Raw genomic sequence first — 14,971 nt, forward strand, 5'->3', positions numbered from 1 at the left:
GAGCTGCAGTTACTCCTCGCCACCTGGGCCGGCGCATGCCCTACCTGCCACCGCGACATACCCACACCCACACGAACCTGACCAAGCCCTACTAGGCCACCGCGTCTACCGGAGCCGCTGCCTGGGCCTGCGCCGGCTGCCCCGGTACGCCGCCGCCCCAGGCGGGGGCCGGCGTGCGCCGGACCAGGGCGAGCACCAGCACGCCCGCCACCAGGCCGGTGCAGCCCGCCACCAGGAAGACCCGGTCGAGCCCGGCCGCGAAGGCCACGTGCAGGTCGGGGCGCCCGGCGACGTGGCCGGTGAACTGCCGTACCCGGTCCTGGAAGACGGTGCCGAGCAGCGCGATGCCCAGCGCGTAACCCAGCTGCCGCGCGGTGTTGACCGCGCCGCTGGCCATCCCGGCCCGCTCGCGCGGCACCGCCGCCAGCGCGGTGGACATCAGCAGCGGCGTGGACATCCCGACGCCGACCCCGGTCACCAGCAGGCCCGGCAGCAGCGCGGCCCAGCCGGAGCCGGCCGAGACCAGGCCGAGCAGCAGGGTGCCGCCGCCGATCAGCAGCAGCCCGACGCCGATCGGCAGTTGCGGCGCCAGCCGGTGCGCCACCTTGCCGCTGACCAGTGCCACCACGAAGGCGGCCAGCGCCAGCGGGCAGACCGCCAGGCCGGCGTCGAGCGGGCTGAGGTCCAGCACCTGCTGCAGCCAGAGCGAGGTGTAGGTGAGCTGCGCGAAGGCCGCGGCGGTGAGCAGCAGGCCGCCCAGCAGCAGGCCGAGGAAGGTGCGGTTGCGCAGCAGGCCCAGGTCGAGCAGCGGGTGCCCGTCCCGGCCGCCGCGCAGCTCGGCCACGACGAAGACGACCAGCGCCAGCACGCTCACCGCGATCGAGCCGAGCACCAGCAGGCTGCCCCAGCCCTTGTCGCCGCTCTCGATCAGCCCGTAGGTCAGCGCACCGGCGAAGACGGTGAAACTCAGCGCACCGGCCAGGTCGAGCCGACCGCGCGCCGCACCCGCGCCGCCCTTGAGGTAGCCCACGGTCATCAGCAGCGCGAGCACCGCCACCGGGACGTTGACCATGAAGATCGAGCGCCAGCCGAACTGGTCGGTGAGCAGCCCGCCGAGCACCGGCCCGACGGCCGCCGCGGCCCCGTTGACCGCGCCCCAGACACCGAACGCGGTGCCCCGGTCCCGGCCGTGGTAGGCGCCGTTCAGCAGCGCGGTGGTCGAGGTCATCATCGCGGCGCCGCCGATCCCCTGGGCCGCCCGGGAGGCGATCAGGGTGGCCGCGTCCGGCGCGAGCGCGCAGGTCAGCGAGGCGACGGCGAAGACGACCAGGCCGCCGAGGTAGAGCCGCCGGTGGCCGAGCCGGTCGCCCAGCGAACCGAGCGCCATCAGCAGCGCGGCCAGCACCAGGGCGTAGATGTCCACCACCCACTGCAGGGAGGTGAACGAGGAGTGCAGGTCGGTCGACATCTTGGGCAGCGCGACGTTCACGATGCTGACGTCGACCAGCAGCATGAACGCACCCAGGCAGATCGCCGCCAGGGGTATCCACTTGCGCACGGGTGGCTCCGATCGGGAATTGTGGAATGAACGACCCCTACGATGAACGGGCCCACTCGAATTCCCCAGCCGGCCGACTTGATCCGGCGAATTTCGACATCCAGTACCCTGATCCGATGGAATCCGACACCTTCGACGAGCTGGACCGCCAGCTCGTCCATGCCCTTCAGCTGAACGCCCGGGCCCCGTTCAGCCGGATCGCGGCGGTGCTGGGCGTCTCGGACCAGACCGTGGCCCGCCGCTACACCAGACTGCGCGGCGCGAACTGGATCCGGGTGCTGGGGCTGACCGCCCCCGAGGCGCTGGGCGAGGTGCGCTGGCACGTCCGGGTGCAGTGCACCCCGGACGCCGCCGGTACGGTCGCCGAGGCGCTGGCCCGCCGCGAGGACACCGCCTGGGTGACCCTCAACTCGGGCGGCACCGAGATCAACTGCTCCACCCGGGCCCACCCCACCCAGGCCGACCACTCGCTGCTGCTGGAGCGACTGCCGCGCACCCCCAGCGTGGTCGGCGTCACCGCGCACTGCGTGATGCACACCTTCTTCGGCGGCGCGCAGAGCATGGTGGTGAAGTCCGGCACGCTGACCGGCGGGCAGGTGGCCGCGCTGACCGTCGACGCACCGGCCGACGCACCCACCGAACGGCCGCCCGGGCCGCCGCCGACGCTGGACGAGGCGGACCGGCGGCTACTCGACGCGCTGGCCGTCGACGGCCGGGCGCCGCTGGCCGAACTGGCCGCCGCCACCGGCTGGTCGGCGAGCACGGTGCGGCGCCGGCTGGACGAGCTGACCGGCTGCGGGGTGCTCTACTTCGACCTGGACGTGGACTGGCGGATCTTCCAGGTGCGCACCCACACCACCCTGTGGCTCTCCGTCGCCCCCGCCGAACTCGCCGCCACCGGAGCCGCGTTGGCCGCCCACCCGGAGGTGGCCTACGCCTGCGCGACCACCGGGCCGACCAACCTGCACGCGGTGGTGCTGACCCGGGACGTCCAGGAACTCTACGGCTACCTCACCACCCGGATCGCCTCGCTGCCCGCGGTGCGGCACCTGGAGACCGCCCCGACGATGCGCATCGTCAAGGGCCCGGGTCCGCTCCCGCTGCCGCCCCGGCGACGCTAGGTCCTGTCCGGTCCTAGGGGCTCTCGTGCGGCAGGTACTTCGACCGGTCGTGCTCGTCGGCCAGGAACGGGACCGACTGGAACCAGAGCACCCCGCAGGCCCGGCAGCAGACCTCCTGGGTCTGCCCCCACTCGGTCGGTGCGAGGGTGGCCGCCCCCTCGACCAGGTCGCGTCCGCACAGGCCCGTCAGGCTGTCGTCCTGGACCATGTGCCACTGCTTCACCGGGCCGGATCGGCCCTGATCGCCGTATTCGGCGTGCATCCGATGCAACATAACTCCACAATGCGCCCGGGCCGGGGCACCCGCTAGGCGAGCGAGCCGTGCAGGCGCAGCCGGGCGACGCCGCCGTCGGGGAAGACGTCGATCCGGGCGTGGGTGGCCGGGCGGGTGCCCGCACCGAGCACGAATCGGTGCACGGCGTCCGGCCGCAGCCCGGTGCGCGGGAGCAGCTCGAACCAGCCGGGTGCGGTGGGGTCGGCCGGGTCGCCGGCCCGCGGGTCGGTGGCGTCGAAGCCCAGCACCGCGGCCCAGCCGGCCGCGTTGCCGAGGTAGTTGCCGGTGTCCACCTCCAGCGCCCGGATCACGCCGCGCCCGGCCAGCCGCAGCCGGACCCAGTCGTGCCCCTGGTCGCGGCGGCGCCGGTTCTCCCAGCCCTCGCCCATCTCGCGGGAGCGGCCGGGCAGGATCAGGTTGAGCGGCGGCGAGAAGAAGCGGTCGGAGGCGTCCTCCACGCTGCCGCCGTGCTCCAGCGCCGCGAGATCGAAGGTGCCCAGCGCGGCGAGCCAGGCCGGGTCGGGCAGCCCGGTGCCGTGCACCCGCAGCCGGGCGATCCCGCCATCCGGGAACTGGGTGAGCCGCAGGTGGGTGAAGCGGCGGCGGTCCTCGACAGCGAAACCGTTGGTGGCGTGGCCCTCGACGGCGGTGGGCGGGACCAGCCGCTGCCAGCGCACCCCCGGGTCGAGCAGCTCGCGCGGGCCCGGCTGGCCGGGCAGTTCGGCGGCCTCGACGCCGATCCGCTGCGGGTAGTTGCCGCGGAAGTGCGCGGTGTCGACCACGATCCCGTGGATCGACCCCGGCAGCCCGAGCCGGATCAGCGCCCAGTCGTGGTCGGCGGCGGTCGGGTGCGGGTGGGCGGTGTCCGCGCCCCGACGGCGGCGGGTCTCCCAGCCGTCCATCAGCTGGCCCTTGGGGCCGAAGGTGTGCGGGCGGAAGACGGCGGCCTCGGGGCGCAGCAGGTTCTCGCGCTCGGCGAAGAACTCGTCACTGGCGGCCAGGACGGCGGCGCCCAGCCGGCGGTCGGCCAGGTCGGGAAGTCGGCGGTAGGGAGCGTCGGCGGCGAGGTCCTGGTAGTCGGCGTATGCGGGGTCGTAGGTGGTCATGGCTCCACTCTGGGAGCCGACGACCCTTCAGGTCCATCGCAAAGAACTGATCAAAACGTTGAGCCCGACTTAACGATTTCCCGCACCACCCGGCGCAGCGGCGGCGCCTGCTCGGTGCCGGCCCGCACCGCGGCCACCACCCGGCGGTTGGGCAGGTCGGCCGGCAGCGTGCGGACCACCACCGGGCCCCCACCGCCCGCCAGCAGCCGGGGCACCAGCGCCACGCCGAGCCCGGCCCCGACCATGGCGAGGATGGCCGCCCAGTCGGCGGCGGTGTGCGCCCGCTCGGGCACGAACCCGGCCTCGGCACAGGCGCCGAGCGTGATGTCCCGCCACGGGCCGGCCGCGCCGAAGATCCACGGCTCGCCGGCGAGGTCGGCCAGCCGCAGCCCCGCCCGCTCGGCCCACGGGTGGTCCAGCGGCAGCGCGATGTCCAACGGGTCGTCCAGCACCGGGAGCTGGACGAACCTCGGGTCCCGGGCCACGCTCCCCCGCACGTTGAGCGAGACCGACACGTCCACCTCCCCGGCGGCCAGCAGCGCCACCGCCTCGGCCGCCTCCGCCTCCACCACCCGCACCACCAACCGCGGCGCCCGCTCCCGCAACCGCACCACCGCCGGCACCACCAGCGCCGTGATCGCCGTCGCGAACGCCCCGACCCGCACCTCCCCCGCCTCCCCGTGCAGATAACCGGCCAACTCCGCCTCGGCCTCCTCCAGTTGACCGAACACCCGATCCGCATGGCGCAACACCAGCCGGGCCGCCGCAGTCAACCGCACCCGCCGCCCGTACGGCTCCACCATCGGCGCCCCCACCTGCCGCGCCAGCGCCGCCAACTGCTGCGACACCGCCGACGGCGTCAGGTTGAGCCGGGCCCCGGCCTCGGTCACCGTGCCGTACTCGTGCAGGGCTTGCAGGATGCGGAGCTTCTTGAGGTCCCAGTCGGTCATGGGGGGAGATTACGTCCCGGAAGTCGGCCAGATCGACGTTCGGTGATATCTCTGAAGGCTGTCAGCGGCGAGTGCTAATTCTTGAGACCGACCGAAATCTCCTACCCGAGAGTCGAGATGAGTCTCTCCAATCTCTTGCCACGCCGTCGAACCGAGCAGCCCGCCATGCCCCCGCAGCCGCCCGCCGGACCGGGGGAGCCGCCCGTGCCGGTGCTCCCCGGAGGCGACTTCGACCTGCGGATTCGGGTCGCTCTCTCGCTTCATCAGGCAGACACCGAACTGATTCTGACAGCCTTTCGGGAGGCGAACTGGAACTGCGTACCTGACGCGGATTTCCAGGACCCCGAGCTGGATTCCCACTGGTTCGTCGACATTCCACTGGTCGGCGGCAGGTGGATGGCCGTGACCCTGGCCAAGCTCAAGGTATGGCGGCTGGTGAAACCGTACGGCGTGCTGGTGGATGTCCGCGGTGGTTGGGTGCTCGAGCCGAGCGCGATGCGCCGCAAGAGCTACTACGTGCGCCGTCCGCCCCGCACCGCGAAGGGCCTCGATCGGCTGCTCACCGACCTCGGGCTGCGCGACGACACGGAGTCGATCGACGCACGCTCCCGCTCAGCCGCCGCGCAGGAGTTCGAGCGTCGGGCCGCGCTGCACAACGGCCCCGCCCGGTCGGCCGGCGCGGTGCTGCACGGCCCGGACGGGGAGACCAGCGGCCGCTACCTGCTCCGCGACGGCGGCACGCCGATCGCGCGGTTCGTCGCCGTCTTCGTGGCGGGCATCGCGCTGGCGCTGTTCAGTCAGCCCCTGTGGAGCGCTGCCACGCTGGCTCCCTTCCTCGGGCTCTTCGCCTTCGCGCTCTACCTGACGTTCGGCCAGGAGGGGACCCGAAGGTTCCGGCTGCTGATCGCGGCCGTCGGGGCGAGCGCCGCCACGCTCCTGTCGGTGGTGGCCGGGCTCCTCGCGCCGTCCGGCAGCTTGTGGGGGCGCGCGGCACCGTTCCTCGCGGTCTTCGCCTTCTTCGGGCTACGGTTCCTGGTCCGCGGCACCGGCGCGCGGAAGCTGGCCACCCTGGCTGTACCCCTGCTCATCACGCTCGTCCCGCCGTTTCTGCAGCAGATCGGCGACTTCTCCTACCGGTCCTACCTGTGGGAATTCGGGATGCGGACGGGCGATGTCGAACTGGGCGGAATCGATCAGACGTGGCCCGCCTTCCGCGTGCTCGCCATCGGGCTGGCGGCGTACGTCCTCACGCTCGCGATCGCGGGATACGTCCGCTGGCTGCACACCGATCTGGGCCGGTACGTGGTCATCCCGCTCGCTCTGCTCTACGTCCTGGTGATGGCCACGGCCGCCAGCCAGCACGGAACCCGAGCCGCCGCCACCGCCTGGCACACCGCCGTCGCCCGGCAGCTCCCCCGCACCTTCCACGCGCTCTCCGCCACCGCGGTCTGCGTGCGCCCGCTCGCCGGCGCCATCGCCAGCGAAGGAGCGCCCCTGCCGCAGGGTGCGCCGCTGCTGACCTTCGACCCGCTCGCTGCCCGGGTCGCGCTCTGGGACCCGGGCACCGGCAAGGTCACCCGGGTCGCCGCGGCGGACGTCGTGATCACCACGGTCGACGGGCTCGCCTCGCGCTGTCCCTGAGGTTCGCTACGAGGCCACCCGCAGCGCCGGGCGGTTCAGCACCTTGTCGAAGCTGACGATCGCGCCGTGCTGCGGGTGGTTCTGCAGGCGGACGTGGTCGGTCAGGGCGCGGATCAGGAAGAGGCCGCGGCCCGACTCGGCGGTGAGGTCGGGGAAGGTGTCCAGGTCGGGCAGCCGGGGGAGGGTGGGGTGCGGGCGGCCGGGCGGGAGCACGTGGGTGTCGTAGGGGGTGGGGCGGTTGCGGCGGGCAGGGCCGAGGGCGGCGGGGCCCGGCAGGGTGGCTCGGCCGCGGCGGCGGCGCGGGCGGGCGTGCGGGTGCGCGGCGGGCAGCGGGGGCAAGGCGGGCAGCGCGCGGCGGGCCGGCACCAGGTGCGGGGCGGCGGGCAGGCCGGGACCGGAGTCGATCACCTCGATCCGCAGCAGGTCGCCGTCGAGCGCGGCGGTGACCTGGAAGCCGTCGCCGCGGCCCGCGCCCGCGTGCTCCACCGCGTTCGCGCAGGCCTCGGTCAGCGCGAGGCCGAGGTCCTGGGCGATCTGCGGGTCGACGCCGGCGCTCTCCATGGTGCCGAGCAGGAAGCGCCGGGCCAGCGGAACGCTCGCCAGCTCGCGCTTGAGGTGCAGAGTCCACCAGATGTCCACGACCGGTCCCTCCTGGCTGGGGCTCCACATACAACTAGGTATTGCCGAGCGATCCGACCGTGAACCGTCGCTGCGCGGCCACTCCGCCCATTCGGCGGATGGACTGCCGCGGCACGGTATGCCGAACGGCGCGCATCTCACCCGTTCGCGCCGGGGCCATCGGGAGTAACGGGAGCAGGCCCGTCCACCGGTACGCACCCCGCCCCGAACGGGCCGGGGCCCGGTGAGATGATGGCTCGGCCATGACCGACCGCCAGCCCGCACCGCCACCGGACGCCACACCGGCGCTCCGGCCCGCGCTGCGCGCGGCGTGGGACCTGCGGCTGCTGCGCGCGGTCCCGTTCGCGCTGGTCTGCACGGTGGTGGCCGCGGCCGGGCACCTGATGGGCGGTGGCGGCGAGATCGCCGTGCCGACCCTGCTGCTCGGCTTCGCCCTGGTCACCGCCCTGGCGTCGCTGCTCGGTGGGCGGGAACGCTCGCTGCTCGGCATCGCCGGTGCGCTGGGCGCCGGTCAGCTCGGCCTGCACCTGCTCTTCCACGGCACCGGCGGCCACATGATGGCCGGGATGACGATGGATCAGGTCGCCGGGCGGCTGATCTGCAACGACATGCCCGGCATGGCGCACACGCTGCCCGCCGGGATCAGCCCCGCACAGCTGCTGAGCAGCGCGGGTCTGGATCCGAACGCCTACCACGCCACCACCACCGGCGCCTGGTGGCAGTTCGGCGTGACCCCCGTGATGCTGCTCGGCCACCTGCTCGCCGCGGTCGTGGCCGGCTGGTGGCTACGGCGCGGTGAGGTGGCGGTGTGGCGGCTGGTCCAGTTGGCCGGCGGCGCCGCCCGTGAGGCGCGGCAGTGGACCGCCCCGCTGAGTCGGGCACTGGCGCTGGTCGCCGCGGTGCTGCGCGGCCTGCTCAGGGCGGCCGGCGCCGGGGTACGCGGGCCGTGCCCCGGGGCGGGAGACCGGCGGCTGCCGGTGGCGGCCGCGCTGCGGCACAGCGTGATCCGGCGTGGTCCGCCGGTGGCGGCCTGCGCGCGCTGACCCGCCGTCACCACCGGGATCGACACTGAGCCGGCTGACGGTCCGGGGTCCGGGCGCGCCTTTCGCACCCGTCATCACCCCACTGTCCGGGGCACCCCTGTGCCCTGCTCCCGATGGAGACCGCCCCGATGCGTTCGCATTCCGCCCGCCGCTGTGCCACCGCCGTCGTCCTGGCGGCCGGTGCCCTGCTGGCCACCGCCGTCCCCGCCTTCGCGCACGTCACCGTGCAGCCGAACACCGCCCAGCAGGGCGGCTACACCGCCGTCGCCTTCCGGGTGCCGGATGAGAGCGACAAGGCGAGCACGGTGAAGCTCGAGGTCACCGTGCCCACCGATCACCCGATCGCCTCGGTGTCCACCCAGCCGGTGCCCGGCTGGACCGCCACCGTCGACAAGACCCACCTGGACACGCCGGTGAAGACCGACGACGGCGACTCGGTCTCCGATGCGGTCAGCAAGATCACCTGGACCGCCGACGCCACCGGCAAGGTCGGCCCGGGCCAGTTCCAGGAGTTCAAGATCTCCTTCGGCCCGCTGCCCAAGGACACCGACAAGCTGGTCTTCAAGGCGCTGCAGACCTACGACGACGGCACCGTGGTGCGCTGGATCGACGAGGCCAAGCAGGGCCAGCCCGAGCCGCAGCACCCCGCCCCGACGCTGACCCTCACCCCCGCCGCGAACACCACCCAGGCCGCCGCGGTGAACGTGCCGACCAGCACCGCCGCGGGCAAGTCCGACGACGGCACCGCCCGCACGCTGGGCGTGGTGGGCATCGTGGTCGGCGTGCTCGGTGCCGGGCTCGGCGTGCTCGGCCTGCGCGGCAAGCGCGGCACTCCGACCTCCTAGCCACGGCCAGCCGCCGGGGCCGTCCGATCCGCACCCGAGCGGACGGCCCCGGCGGACGGCCCCACCAGCCACGAGCCCTCACGAACGGACCGCCACAGCATGAAGTTCCTCTCCTCCCGCCGCCGGGCCGCCGGTGCCGCCACTCTCGCGCTGGCCGCCGCCCTCGCGCTGACCGCCTGCGGCTCGGGCACCACCAAGAGCGCCGGCCCGGTGGCCGTGGTCTCCCAGCAGGCCCAGAACTCGCCCTACCAGGGCACCGTGCTGGCCAAGCACTTCGACAAGCCCGACCTGGTGCTGACCGACACCAGCGGCCAGCCCTTCGACCTGCGCAAGCAGACCGCGGGCAAGACCACGCTGCTCTACTTCGGCTACACCAGCTGCCCGGACGTCTGCCCGACCACCATGGGCGACATCGGCGTGGCCCTGCAGAAGCTGCCCGCCGACCAGCAGGCCGAGATCAACGTGGTCTTCGTCTCCACCGACCCGCAGGTCGACACCCCCAAGGTGCTGCGGACCTGGCTGGACTCGTTCAACAAGAACTTCATCGGGCTGACCGGCGACCTGACCACGGTCAAGGCCGCCGCGCAGAGCCTGGGCATCCTGGTCGAGGATCCGATCGTCAACAAGGACGGCACGGTGACCTCCACCCACGGCGCCCAGGTGCTGGCCTTCCAGCCCTCCGACGACAAGGCCCACGTGGTCTACCTGAGCGACACCTCCACCGCCACCTTCGAGCACGACCTGCCGCTGTTCGCCAAGGGGGTGGCGGCCTGATGCCCGCCTCCCGGGACTTCCGGCGCACCGCGCTGGCCGGCGCCGCGGTGGCCGCCGCGCTGACCGCGAGCGCCATAGTGGTCGCCTGCGGCGGCAGCGGCGGCGGATCCGGCGCGAGCGCCAAGCTGAGCGTCACCGACTCCTACATCCCGCTCCCAGCGGGCGCGAGCGGCGACGACAGCATGGCGGCCGGGTACCTGACGGTCCGCAACACCGGCGGCGCGGCGGACACCCTGGTGCGGGTGAGCAGCCCCGGGGCCGGCTCGGTGAGCATGCACCAGTCCACCGACACCACCATGCGGGAGGTGGACAGCCTGCCGGTCCCGGCCGACGGCACCCTGCAACTGAGCCGCGGCGGCACCCACCTGATGATCATGGGCTGGCAGAAGCCACCCGCCGTCGGCGACCAGCTGGAGCTGGACCTGACCTTCGCGCACAGTGGCACCATCACCGTCGAGGTGCCGGTGAAACCCCTCACCTACCGTCCCGGGAGCTGACCTCCAGATGCTGCTGCGCAAAGCCCGGACCTGGCTCGCCACCGCGGGCGCCCTGTTGATCCTGCTGATCGGCACCGCCTCCCCGGCCGCCGCGCACGCGGCACTGCTGCAGACCGACCCCGCGCAGAACTCGGTGGTGGCCACCGAGCCGGCCGCCGTGACGCTCACCTTCAGCGAAGGCGTGTCGCTGTTCGGCGACTCGGTGCGGGTACTCGACCCGGCCGGCAAGCCGGTCGACCTCGGCAACCCGGGACACGCCGACGGCAAGGGCGACACCGCCACCGTCGCGCTCCGTCCCGGCCTCGGCAACGGCACCTACACGGTGGCCTGGCGGGCCGTCTCGGCGGACACCCACGTGGTCGGCGGCGCCTTCACCTTCTCGATCGGCGCGGCCTCGGACACCTCGGTCTCCGCCTCGCAGATCCAGGGCGCCCAGGCGAACGGCACGGTCTCCGCGCTGTACGGGACCGGGCGGGCGGTGGCGTACGGGGCGTTCGCGCTGCTCGTCGGGGTGGCGGCCTTCGTGCTGCTCTGCTGGCCGCGCGGGGCCCGGACCCGGGCGGTGCAGCGGCTGTTGATGGGCGGTTGGGTCGCGCTGCTCGCGTCCACCGTCGCGGTGCTGCTGCTGCGCGGCCCGTACGAGCAGGGCAGCGGGCTCGGCCAGGCGTTCAACCTCTCGCTGGTGCGCGGCTCGCTGGACGAGCGCCTCGGCACCGCGCTGGCCGCGCGGTTGCTGCTGCTGGCCGCGGCCGGGGTCTTCCTGTCGCTGCTGGTGGGGCAGTTGGGTCAGCAGGACACCGCCGCCGAGCAGGCGCAGGCGCCGACCGGTGATCCGGAGGAGGACGAGCTGCGGCGCCTGGAGCGGCGAGCCGCCGACCGGCCGCTGCGCGAGGCGCGGCTGGCGCTCGGAGTGGGCGGGGCGCTGCTGGCGCTGGGGCTGGCGGCCACCTGGGCGGCGGCCGACCACGCGGCGGTCGGGATCCAGGTCTGGGTCGCGCTGCCCTTCGACATGCTGCACCTGATCGCGATGGCCTGTTGGCTGGGTGGCCTGGTCGCGCTGCTCTTCGCACTGCGGGACGGGGCCGGGGCGGTGGTGGCCGAGCGGTTCTCCAAGGTCGCACTGGTCTCGGTGGCCGCGCTGGTGGCGACCGGCGTCTACCAGGCCTGGCGGGGCGTCGGCTCCTGGGGCGCGCTGGTGGACACCGAGTACGGGCGGCTGTTGCTGATCAAGGTCGGTCTGGTGCTGCTGATGCTGGCTGCGGCCTGGTTCTCGCGGCGCTGGACGGCGCGGCTGCGGGCGGGTGCGGTGGGTGCGGTGGCCGTGGACCTGGCGGAGGGCCTGGCACAGGAAGTCGAACAGGTCGACGTCCGGGTCGCCGCCACGGTCGGCGAGGCGGGGGGCCCTGCTGAGGAGGCCGCCGCCGACGACCCGAAGCGGCAGGCCCAACTGGCCCGGCAGCGGGCCGCGGTGGCGACGGCCGGGGTGCGCCGGGCACAGGACGGCTCACCGGCGCAGGCCGGGCTGCGGCGCTCGGTGCTGATCGAGGCGATGGTGGCGATCGGCGTGCTGGTGGTGACCACCCTGCTGACCAACTCGCCGCCCGGCCGGGTGGCGGCCCAGGTCGCCGCCGCCGGTGCGAGCACCGCCGCCCCGGCGCCGAGCGCCGGCGCCCGCACCGTGGAGCTCAAGCTGCCCTACAACACCGGCGGCACCGAGCAGGGGGCCAAGGGCACCGCCACCCTCACCGTCACCCCGGCCACCACCGGCGCCGACCAGCTCACCCTGCTGGTGGCCGACACCGCCGGCAAGCCGGTGGACGTGCCCGAGACCCAGCTCTCCTTCACGCTGCCCGACCGCGACCTCGGGCCGCTGCCGGTGACGCTGACCAAGGCCGGCACCGGGCGCTGGACCGGCACGGCGCAGATCCCGCTCGCCGGCGAGTGGGTCGCGGCGGTGGTCGTCCGGTCCTCGGACATCGACCAGGACACCGAGACCAAGCAACTGACGATCGGCGGCTGACCCATGACGACGACAGGTTTCTCCCGCCGGGCGCTGCTCGGCGGGGCCGGCGCCGGGCTCGCCGTCGGGGCCGCCGGTGGGGCGCTGGCCCATGCGGCGGCGGTCCCCGCGACGCCGTCCGGGCCGCCGGCGCTCGGCGCCGCCCGGGTCGACTGGCAGGGCCCGCACCAGGCCGGGATCACGCAGCCGCAGCAGGCCCGGGTCCAGCTGGCCGCCTTCGACCTGGCCCCGACCGCCGGGCGCGCCGGGCTGCGGGGACTGCTGAAGGAGTGGTCCCAGACCATCGCCCGGCTGACCGTGGGCGAGCCGGCCGGCAACCACGAGAACCAGATCGCGCTGGACGCCGGGCCCAGCTCGCTGACCGTGACGGTCGGCTTCGGCCCGTCCCTGTTCGACAAGACGGGCCTGGCCGACCGCAGGCCGGCCGCGCTGGCCCCGCTGCCCGCCTTCCCGCTGGACGCGCTCGACCCGGCCCGCGGCGATGGCGACCTGTGGGTGCAGATCGGCGCGGACGACGCGCTGGTGGCCTTCCACGCGCTGCGGGTGCTGCAGCAGCAGGCGGCGCCCGCCGCCACCGTCCGCTGGCAGATGGCCGGCTTCGCCCGCACCCCGGGCGCCACCGCCGAGCCGATGACCGGCCGCAACCTGATGGGTCAGCTGGACGGCACCAACAACCCCAAGCCGACCGACCCGGACTTCGCCGCCAAGGTCTTCGCCACCGGCCCCGACTGGATGGCCGGCGGCTCGTACCTCGTGCTGCGGCGGATCCGGATGCTGCTGGACGACTGGGAGAACCTGCCGACGGACCGTCAGGAACGTGTCATCGGGCGGCGCAAGTCCGACGGCGCACCGCTCTCCGGCGGCACCGAGCGCACCGCGGTGGACCTCGCCGGGCAGAACCCGGACGGCACCCTGGCGATCCCCGCCGACGCGCACATCCGGGTGGCCGCGCCGGCCGCCAACGGTGGCGCGGCCATGCTGCGGCGCGGCTTCTCCTACGCCGACGGGACGCTGCCGGACGGCTCGCCGGACGCCGGCCTGCTCTTCCTCGCCTTCCAGGCCGACCCGGCGCGCGGTTTCGTCCCGGTGCAGCAGAAGCTGGCCCGCGCAGACGGACTCTCCCGGTTCCTGCGGCACGAGGCGAGCGGGCTGTACGCGGTGCCGCCCGGTGTGGCGGGCGGCGAAGGGTACCTGGGACAGGCGCTGCTGGAGGGGTGATCGGACCACTGACCGGACCGCGGCGCCGCGCGGGCGCCGAAGTGGCTATGGTGGCAGGTCTGGTACCGGTCGAACTCGAGCTCACGGAGGCGCGGAATGTCGGCGACCCGCTACACCTACCTGGGGCCGGCCGGCACCTTTACCGAGGCGGCGCTGCACACCCTGCCCGAGGCGGCCACCCGCGAGCTGGTGCCGCTGACCTCGGTGCAGGCCGCGCTGGACGCCGTGCGCGGCGGTGAGGCGGCGGGCGCCTTCGTGGCGATCGAGAACTCGGTGGAGGGCGCGGTCACCGCGACCGCCGACGAGCTGGCCTTCGGCTCGCCGCTGATGATCTACCGCGAGGTGCTGCTGCCGATCAGCTTCGCGCTGCTGGTGCGCCCCGGCACCGAGCTGGCCGACATCAAGACCGTCACCAGCCACCCGGTGGCGCAGCCGCAGGTGCGCCGCTGGCTGGGCACCCACCTGCCGGAGGCCGACTGGGAGGCGGCCGCCTCCAACGCGGACGGTGCCCGGCTGGTCCAGGAGGGGCAGGTGGACGGCGCCTTCGCCGGCGAGTTCGCCGCCCCGCTCTACGGGCTGCACCCGCTGGTCACCGACATCCACGACGCCGCGACCGCGACCACCCGTTTCGTGCTGGTCGGCCGCCAGGGCCGGGTCGCCTCGCCGACCGGCTGGGACAAGACCTCCATGGTGGTCTGGCTCGGCGACAACCACCCGGGCGCGCTGCTCGAACTGCTGCAGGAATTCGCGGTGCGCGGGGTCAACCTGATGCGGATCGAATCCCGGCCGACCGGCCAGGGCCTGGGCAACTACTGCTTCTCGATCGACTGCGAGGGGCACCTGAGCGACCGGCGGGTGGCCGAGGCGCTGATGGGCCTGCGGCGGATCTGCCCGCAGGTCCGGTTCCTCGGCTCCTATCCGCGCGCCGACCGCCGGGCCGCCACGGCGCGCCGTCCGGGTTCTTCGGACGAGGATTTCGTCAGGGCCGCCGATTGGCTGGCGCGTTGCCTGGACGGCCGCGGCGAAAGCTGACGGACGGTTCCACGCCACCTCCCCGTCGCTTTTCGGACATCTCTCCGAAAGGCGACCAGAAGGCTCATCCACAGGGCGGCGACCTGCCCGCTCCGCCATCCACAGGCTGGGCTACCCGGTAGTTATCCACCGGTTATCCACAGACCTGGGGATGAGTCGACAAACCGGCTTAGCTACTCCCAGGCCGGGTCTGATCATCGGTAAGCACGCCAAAAGGGACCGATCACATCAGAGTCACCCTTCTGCAGAGAAG

General features: G+C 73.8%; 14 protein-coding genes. 9 read left to right on the top strand and 5 right to left on the bottom strand.

Going from position 1 to position 14,971, the window contains the following annotated elements; all coding sequences use genetic code 11:
- Nucleotides 1-91: 91 nt before the first annotated feature.
- Nucleotides 92-1,558 (bottom strand): MFS transporter, encoded by a 1,467-nt coding sequence (locus ABH937_RS35055; RefSeq protein WP_280691126.1) that lies wholly within the window; start codon nt 1,556-1,558, stop codon nt 92-94.
- Nucleotides 1,559-1,674: 116 nt separating this feature from the next.
- Between ABH937_RS35055 and ABH937_RS35060 the strand changes: the two genes are divergently transcribed.
- Nucleotides 1,675-2,679 carry an Lrp/AsnC family transcriptional regulator gene (locus ABH937_RS35060; RefSeq protein ID WP_280691127.1) on the top strand — a complete coding sequence of 335 codons (1,005 nt, stop codon included), beginning with the start codon at nt 1,675-1,677 and terminating at the stop codon, nt 2,677-2,679.
- Nucleotides 2,680-2,692: 13 nt separating this feature from the next.
- Here the strand turns inward: ABH937_RS35060 and ABH937_RS35065 are convergent, their stop codons facing one another.
- The 3 genes from ABH937_RS35065 to ABH937_RS35075 are packed head-to-tail and all read right to left on the bottom strand — an operon-like array spanning nt 2,693 to nt 5,009.
- A complete protein-coding gene (locus ABH937_RS35065; protein ID WP_280691128.1) occupies nt 2,693-2,941 on the bottom strand; it encodes a hypothetical protein in 249 nt (82 codons plus the stop codon).
- A gap of 44 nt (nt 2,942-2,985) precedes the next feature.
- Entirely contained in the window at nt 2,986-4,059 is a 1,074-nt protein-coding gene (gene alc, locus ABH937_RS35070; RefSeq protein ID WP_370220598.1) for an allantoicase, read from the bottom strand.
- Nucleotides 4,060-4,109: 50 nt separating this feature from the next.
- The gene (locus ABH937_RS35075; protein ID WP_370220599.1) at nt 4,110-5,009 is read right to left on the bottom strand and encodes a LysR family transcriptional regulator; all 900 of its coding nucleotides are present in this window, start codon (nt 5,007-5,009) and stop codon (nt 4,110-4,112) included.
- Nucleotides 5,010-5,411: 402 nt separating this feature from the next.
- Between ABH937_RS35075 and ABH937_RS35080 the strand changes: the two genes are divergently transcribed.
- A complete protein-coding gene (locus ABH937_RS35080) occupies nt 5,412-6,650 on the top strand; it encodes a hypothetical protein (protein WP_370220600.1) in 1,239 nt (412 codons plus the stop codon).
- Between the two features lie 6 nt (nt 6,651-6,656).
- Here the strand turns inward: ABH937_RS35080 and ABH937_RS35085 are convergent, their stop codons facing one another.
- A complete protein-coding gene (locus tag ABH937_RS35085) occupies nt 6,657-7,289 on the bottom strand; it encodes an ATP-binding protein (RefSeq protein ID WP_370220601.1) in 633 nt (210 codons plus the stop codon).
- A gap of 242 nt (nt 7,290-7,531) precedes the next feature.
- Between ABH937_RS35085 and ABH937_RS35090 the strand changes: the two genes are divergently transcribed.
- The 7 genes from ABH937_RS35090 to pheA all read left to right on the top strand — a co-directional run bounded on the left by ABH937_RS35090 (nt 7,532) and on the right by pheA (nt 14,718).
- Nucleotides 7,532-8,332 (top strand): hypothetical protein, encoded by an 801-nt coding sequence (locus tag ABH937_RS35090; protein WP_370220602.1) that lies wholly within the window; start codon nt 7,532-7,534, stop codon nt 8,330-8,332.
- Nucleotides 8,333-8,460: 128 nt separating this feature from the next.
- Nucleotides 8,461-9,177 (top strand): YcnI family protein, encoded by a 717-nt coding sequence (locus ABH937_RS35095; RefSeq protein WP_280691134.1) that lies wholly within the window; start codon nt 8,461-8,463, stop codon nt 9,175-9,177.
- A 99-nt stretch (nt 9,178-9,276) separates the two neighbouring features.
- The gene (locus ABH937_RS35100; RefSeq protein ID WP_370220603.1) at nt 9,277-9,951 is read left to right on the top strand and encodes an SCO family protein; all 675 of its coding nucleotides are present in this window, start codon (nt 9,277-9,279) and stop codon (nt 9,949-9,951) included.
- Nucleotides 9,951-10,448, top strand: coding sequence for a copper chaperone PCu(A)C (locus ABH937_RS35105; RefSeq protein ID WP_280691136.1), 498 nt, complete (start codon nt 9,951-9,953; stop codon nt 10,446-10,448). The genes ABH937_RS35100 and ABH937_RS35105 overlap by 1 nt, the downstream gene beginning before the upstream one ends.
- A 7-nt stretch (nt 10,449-10,455) precedes the next feature.
- On the top strand, nt 10,456-12,468 hold the full coding sequence (locus tag ABH937_RS35110) for a copper resistance protein CopC (RefSeq protein ID WP_370220604.1): 2,013 nt from the start codon (nt 10,456-10,458) through the stop codon (nt 12,466-12,468).
- A 3-nt stretch (nt 12,469-12,471) separates the two neighbouring features.
- The gene (efeB, locus tag ABH937_RS35115; RefSeq protein ID WP_370220605.1) at nt 12,472-13,686 is read left to right on the top strand and encodes an iron uptake transporter deferrochelatase/peroxidase subunit; all 1,215 of its coding nucleotides are present in this window, start codon (nt 12,472-12,474) and stop codon (nt 13,684-13,686) included.
- 96 nt (nt 13,687-13,782) lie between these two features.
- Nucleotides 13,783-14,718, top strand: a complete 936-nt coding sequence (gene pheA, locus ABH937_RS35120) for a prephenate dehydratase (protein WP_280691139.1) — start codon at nt 13,783-13,785, stop codon at nt 14,716-14,718.
- Nucleotides 14,719-14,971 lie beyond the last annotated feature (253 nt).

The organism is Kitasatospora sp. GAS1066B (assembly GCF_041262605.1).
Lineage (GTDB): Bacteria > Actinomycetota > Actinomycetes > Streptomycetales > Streptomycetaceae > Kitasatospora.